At 37.6% G+C, this 2136-nt stretch carries 2 protein-coding genes; both read left to right on the forward strand.

Features of this window, described 5'->3' with window-relative positions:
- The coding region (locus V7149_RS15975; RefSeq protein WP_335346599.1) for a DEAD/DEAH box helicase at positions 1–1206 on the forward strand (1206 nt) is incomplete at its 5' end.
- Positions 1184–1978: a YqhG family protein gene (locus V7149_RS15980; RefSeq protein ID WP_335346600.1), complete on the forward strand. Its 795-nt coding sequence runs from the start codon at positions 1184–1186 to the stop codon at positions 1976–1978. The genes V7149_RS15975 and V7149_RS15980, both read left to right, overlap by 23 nt.
- Positions 1979–2136: the final 158 nt, after the last annotated feature.

A 2136-nucleotide genomic window follows, 5' to 3' on the forward strand; every position in this document is an offset into this window, starting at 1 on the left:
GATATAATATATAAACAAGATTATGATTTAATCATTATCGATGAAGCTCATAAGCTCAAAAATAATAAAACGAAAAACTATGAGTTTGTACAAAATTTAAAAAAGAAGTTTTGTTTACTTTTAACAGCTACACCCATTCAAAATCGGATCAGTGAAATTTTTAACCTGGTTTCTTTATTAAAGCCCGGCCATTTAGGAAATGAATCTGCTTTTTATCGAAAATACAGTAAGGATGCTCGTAACTTAGATGATGATAAGCATTTAAAGGAATTAGTCAATAAAGTCATGATTCGCAACCGGCGTGCAGATACAGGCATCGAGTGGACAAAACGAGTAGTCGAAACGATCCCTATTGAATTTTCAAAAGAAGAAAGGGAGCTTTATGAAGCAGTCACTAACATGCGGAGAGATAATGATTGGGTAAGCTCCAGCCAATTTTCTGTGATGACCCTTCAGCGCGAGGCCTGCAGCAGCCGTGAAGCAGTTTACTATACATTAAAAAATATGCTAGAAAGACAAGAGGAGCCAACTGAAGCCTATCAAAAGCAAATTCAATATTTAGTTACGAAGGTTGAAGCCGTACAAAAAAACTCTAAAGCGGAAAAAGCACTTGAATTAATTCAGCAAATTAACGATAAAGTCATTATTTTCACAGAATATCGGGCAACACAAATGTATCTTCAATGGTTTCTTAAGCAGTATGGCATTACCTCAGTACCCTTTCGAGGAGGGTTTAAAAGAGGCAAAAAAGATTGGATGCGTGAACTTTTTCAAAAAAACGCGCAAGTGCTGATTGCTACGGAAGCCGGAGGTGAAGGGATTAACCTTCAGTTTTGTCATCACATCATTAATTTTGACTTGCCATGGAACCCCATGAGACTTGAGCAAAGAATTGGGCGTATTCACCGACTTGGACAGGAAAAGGATGTCATGATTTATAATTTTGCTACAAAGGATACTGTTGAGGAGCATGTCTTAAAGTTGTTGTACGAGAAAATAAATCTTTTCGAAAAGGTGATTGGGGATTTAGACGATATTCTAACTAAGCTTGATTTCGGAAATATAGAGGATCACCTTATTGATATATTCGGCAAATCTGCCTCAGAGGGCGAAATGAGGATTAAAATGGAGAATTTATCATCGATGATTCAATTTGCTGAAGAAATGCGGGAGGGTGAAAAAAATGCAGCAACAAGAAATTCATAAATTTCTTGAAAAATACTTCCATGCTAACGGCTGTGAGATTGTAGAAAATGAGCAAGGCTATATGACAGTCCAATTAACAATTGAACTGGATAAAGAGCTTATGAATAGACCATTCTACTGGCATTACTTGGAGAAAACCGGAGGAGTGCCTAATCCCATGAAGCTTACATTTATAACCAATCAGCAGCATGCACCCGAACAAATAAAAGGAGAAAGTATTCACTTTGGTTCGCCGCGCCTTCACCAAATTTTTCAGTCAGCAAAAAGCTTAGCGGGTTATATTCGATTATATGAAAAACATCATCAGGCACCTGGGCAACAAATTCCCCTGAGGCCATGGCTTGCAATGAATGTCCGCATTTCCTATGAATGTGATCGAAAAAGGGATATTTTTAAATCAATTGGACTCCATTTAATAAATGGACAAATGGTTGAAAATTTTCATGATAAGCTGCTTCAATTACAGCTAACACCGAAAATTCCAGACTATTCGTTTACACTTTCTCCTCTAATTATGCCAAAAAGCGGAATCTCAAGAGTGGAAAATTTCCTTAAATATCAAATTGAACAAGAGGATCACACTTGGGCTGAAAAAGCTAGAGAACGCTGGGACAAGGACCTAAATCTTCTGGAGCATTTTTATGAAGAGGCAGAAGAAAAGGATGAAAGCTATGAAATTGAAAAAACGGCTTTAAAGGAACAATATGAGCCTAAAGTGAAGATCTCCATTATAAACGGAGGATTATTTTATTTAACTGATCAGGCTGTGTAACAACAAAAGCGGAAGCGCCTTGATAGGAGAACATCGATTAAAATCCGCCACGTCCTGTGGCAAACATCGATGTCAGCACATCCTGTGCAAGTCCGACAAGCATAATACAAGCCGGCAGAAAGGTTGTTCTTTAACCTTTTTGACGGATTGGCTTATGA

Source organism: Bacillus sp. JJ1503 (assembly GCF_036965125.1).
Lineage (GTDB): Bacteria > Bacillota > Bacilli > Bacillales > Cytobacillaceae > Cytobacillus.

Excerpts from the sequence above, each read along its gene's own strand:
- V7149_RS15980 (WP_335346600.1), top strand. The coding sequence starts at position 1,184 with ATGCAGCAACAAGAAATTCATAAATTTCTTGAAAAATACTTCCATGCT.